Source organism: Tunicatimonas sp. (genome assembly GCF_049647865.1).
Taxonomy (GTDB): Bacteria; Bacteroidota; Bacteroidia; order Cytophagales; family Cyclobacteriaceae; genus Tunicatimonas.
In genome coordinates this window covers 1-3,964 of record NZ_JBARYM010000784.1, presented here as the reverse complement: position 1 = coordinate 3,964, position 3,964 = coordinate 1, and the positions used below count along the sequence as shown (strand labels likewise).

Sequence of the window (3,964 nt, the reverse complement as noted above, 5' to 3'; positions counted from 1 at the left end):
CTATAATCACCCCACACTTCTACCTGATAATCCAGGTTAACGGGCATATTCAGCATATCGATAACCATGGGGGCAATGGCCGCTACCCGCTCGTCACTGGCTCCCGTCAGCCAGGTAGTCCAGCCCCGTTTGGATGCTCCGGAAACTACGAAGCGGGATACATCCTGATCTAATTCATTCTTAGCGAACTCCTGAACCGCATCCATCGCCCGAACCGCGCTCTTCGTCATCGGGAACAGCAACGGCCAGGTATAGTCATTGTCTTTTCGAAAATTGTCCAGTGTAAAGGAAATTAGCTCGTCTTCGGTCAGGTCGTCGTACAGCGGTTGGTTAGGAACCTGCCGAATAACGGCAACAATCGCACTGTTCTGAGCGGCTACGGCCCCGAAGCTCTTCATCACTTCGTCATCCTGGCTTTTCCAGTTGGGTTGCCCGTTTTTCACACTTCCTCCGGTGATAAACAGTAATGCGCCATCGTACTTAATTTCCGGTGGAACCAGTACAGTTAATTGATGCGTCCAGGTATGTTCACGCCACTGTTGGGAAGTGAGCAGCAGTTCGTGGACGGTAAGGCCTTCTAGGCTAAACGATTCCTTTATTTCCCAGGCAAACGACTGATCACTATTTTGCAAATAGCTTTGCAGCGCAGTGTTAGCCGTAACGGGTTCTGGCTTTTCGGCACAGAAAGAAAAAGTGAGTAGGGTTAAAAATAAAAAAGCTAGTGAGCGGAATTTTGTGTTCATAAGGTTATGCTTTTGCTAACGTCTCGTTCAAGGTTGCAGATAAAGAATCATGGTTGGTCTGGCTTGGGACTTTTTTTAATCAAGCTCAGGGCTTCTTTTATATAAATTTCGCCAGTCATTTCTCCCAGGCTCGTCTGGCTAATATAGTCGTAGCGTTCAAAGCTATTAAAGTCTTCCTTGGTCAGTATATAGCCGAAGGCATCGTTGGTCAGTCCAAAAAGAAATGAGTGCTCGGTAGGCATATTACGCTTCAAATAATAGCCAATGTTAGGCAATGCTTCTCCGGGTATTGTCAGAATTTGAGCTGTACCTATGTTGACTAGATTTACACGCGTGCTTACAGTGTTGGTTTGGGTGGTGTTAAAGTTTAGAGGCGAATTTTCTAAGATGTAGCGCATCATCTCCGAATCGACGGGGAAGGTGACTTTTTGAGAAGTGCAGTACAATTCAGGATTCAACTGGGGTTCAGTCTCATTAATGATTCGCAGGGCTTCATCCGCCAGTTGATTGCCAATGCGAACGCATTCTTCCCAGGTATTTTCACTAGTTCCATCTTCTCGCCGGTTATCAGCCGTGACCATGCCTCCCTGCGCACCGTTCATAAACACGGCAATGCCCCCCGCTTTATCTTCTATCCGATCATACAGTGGGCCACATACATCCGGGCCAAGTATTCCTTGGTTAGCACCCAGTACTTCGGGGTGAATGGCGTAATTGACTAGCGTGGCGATGACTTTTCCTTCATTTTCCCCGGTGGTTCTAATCGCTTGAATAACTCCGCAGCGGGGATCGTAGAGTTGAGGTGCGTAATAGTTGAACGCAATTTTACCTTCAGCTTTACCTACCGCGATCTTCAGTGAAACTGGTTCTAGGTTTTCTACAGCTTCATTGACGGCCTCGGCTATTTGCCCAACACACCAATCCAGATATTCCATATCGGCCCCAGTATTTCCTTGTTCATCCGCGAAGGCGTAAGCGTCGGGGGCACTATGCGTATGAGTAACCCCAATCAGTACGTTCTCCGGTGGAATTCCGGTAATCAGTGCCCGGGACTGGTTGCCCAGTGCAGCGGGCCACCCCAGATTATCAATGTTTACAATGGCTACCCGCGTATTGTTTTCTTCGAATACAACAGCTCTCGCGTACAATTCTCCTTTTTTCACGGTAGCTAACTGGGGTGTTCCTACTCCTCCGGAAACTGGCAGCAACGGATCGGGAGTAATCACCCGCAGGGCAGCACCTGCTTTAAACTCTTGAGCTAGTCCGTCGGAAACGAATTCCAGACTTGCTAACAAAATACATATGATCAATGGTCTCATAGGACGTTCTACCTACTCTAAATTTAGTTGCTTCTATTGAAAATAGGTTCTACAAACAAATATACATTCTGGCAAAGGCTCGCGAGTGTAGCTTCTTAACTATTCATTATAGCATTTTACCATAAGAAAGAGAAGATTGGAAACCAGTCGAGGAAGGGGGCAATATAGAATTTAGAAACCACCAAAGGGAAGAAATACCATACTTGCAACCTATAACTTTTAAAACCTAGCCGATGATATGGATTTGGGCGATGCTAGTCGCTACGGTCAGGATAAGATACTAACCCCCGATCTGGATCAGATGGCGACTGAAGGACTTCGTTTTACTATGGCATACACGGGTTCGCTAGTTTATTCCCCTTTCCATGCTACTTTTATGTAGGGACTAAACGCCGGACATACATGGGTTAGCAACAATCGCTCACAAGGAGAGTCGGTAAGCTTTAATGATTCAACTTTTACACTAGTCAAAATGCTTCAGGAAGCCAGCATCAGCGAAAGCCAAAACCTTGCAGCTACCCAAAAATATGCATAAAATGGTCAACCTTTTCAAAGCATCACATAACAAAAATGAAATACATCCTTATGACGGTATTCAAGAGCAATAAGAAATGGGTTTTGATCGGGCTTTTCAGTCTACTGCATTTGTTAGTCACGGATAAGACAGTAGCCGAAACGTTCCATTTTAAATCAGATGGACACCTGAAAGCTGTAGAAATGGATTGGGGCGATACCCTCGTCTACCAGTTAAAAAATGGACAAGCGCGTACGTTTGTCCTGCAACGAACGGCCGCTGAACCAATCTACATTTACGACCTACCCAAAAACCAATGGCGGAGTGGTTGCATTTATAAGATGCAAGCCGAACTTCTCTGCGAAGGGCAGCCACTCACCTTACACCGAATTGTGTCGGCGCAGCAATCGTACTACGAGCCGTATCACATTCATGGGGTAACCTTATTTTTCGATGCGGTAAACGACATTGAAACTTTCATTAAAGATAATCACGGGTCCAGCGGTAGTCGCTCGTTTCCCAGAAAAAAATGCCGCCTTGCCTTTATTGAAATGGGTAGCTTGTTTGCCCCGCAGCAACTGCGACCCTGGTTTCCGCTTGCCGATAACTTTTTGGATGTCAGAGAATCTTACGAAGGGGCTGATACGTGGCTGGGAGGTTATAAGAAAGATGAAGCACACAACGGACTGGATGTAAATGTACCTAACAACACTCCGCTATGGGCGCCTATTGATTTTGATAATCAGTATTACTTTAATTCAAAGGCCAAAGGGGATAATAACAATCGCTGGAAAGGAATCCGCAACTGGGAGAATGGAGAGCAGTGGATTCTGCGAACCCATCACATGACCGAGCTGCATGTGAGAGAACGTACCCCTGTGTCTCAAAGTAAGAAGTATGGCGAAGTTGGCGGAACGCACTACGGCAGTCACCCTCACGTACATTTCTTTTTTCAGTGGAACAAAGGCGAACAACAATTACCGCTAGATCCCTGGATTATTTTTTGGAAGATGTTTGAAAATAACCGCCAAAGATCGGGTAAAATACGAGCCGAAATGGCACCTTTCCAGATCATGAAAACCGGAGAACAGCTTGTGCTGGACGGTCGAGGTTCGCAAGCAGGAGTGCGAGGCAATGGAAATTTACGCTATCACTGGTCAGTAAGTGACGGTGGCTTTTACGAAGGTGCATTTGCTAGTCACGCCTTCACGCAGGCGGGGGTACATGCCGTGACTCTACTGGTTACGGACGGGACAGACAGTTGCAGCTTCACCCAGCAAATCAGCGTATTGCCCGGTGGCGAAGAAGTACCATACCTCCGTTTGTCATCTTCAAATTTGCAGGACTTCCGCCGACGATCGCCTTCCGATGTGGATATGTACGGTGTG

At 46.7% G+C, this 3,964-nt stretch carries 4 protein-coding genes; 2 read left to right on the top strand and 2 right to left on the bottom strand.

Annotated features, from left to right (window positions below; translation table 11 throughout):
* Both WBA23_RS22800 and WBA23_RS22795 read right to left on the bottom strand, forming a co-directional pair.
* The coding region (locus WBA23_RS22800; protein WP_424584583.1) for a PhoPQ-activated protein PqaA family protein at window positions 1-743 on the bottom strand (743 nt) is incomplete at its 3' end.
* Window positions 744-790: 47 nt separating this feature from the next.
* A complete protein-coding gene (locus WBA23_RS22795) occupies window positions 791-2,062 on the bottom strand; it encodes a hypothetical protein (protein ID WP_424584582.1) in 1,272 nt (423 codons plus the stop codon).
* A 238-nt stretch (window positions 2,063-2,300) separates the two neighbouring features.
* Here WBA23_RS22795 and WBA23_RS22790 point away from each other — a divergent pair, with 238 nt between their 5' ends.
* Window positions 2,301-2,444 (top strand): hypothetical protein, encoded by a 144-nt coding sequence (locus WBA23_RS22790; RefSeq protein WP_424584581.1) that lies wholly within the window; start codon window positions 2,301-2,303, stop codon window positions 2,442-2,444.
* A gap of 188 nt (window positions 2,445-2,632) precedes the next feature.
* A partial coding sequence (locus WBA23_RS22785; RefSeq protein ID WP_424584580.1) for a PKD domain-containing protein occupies window positions 2,633-3,964 on the top strand: 1,332 nt, incomplete at its 3' end.

What these genes read in the sequence shown, in the direction of transcription:
- WBA23_RS22795 (WP_424584582.1), bottom strand. Translation starts at nt 2,062, where the DNA reads ATGAGACCATTGATCATATGTATTTTGTTAGCAAGTCTGGAATTCGTT.
- WBA23_RS22790 (WP_424584581.1), top strand. Translation starts at nt 2,301, where the DNA reads ATGGATTTGGGCGATGCTAGTCGCTACGGTCAGGATAAGATACTAACC.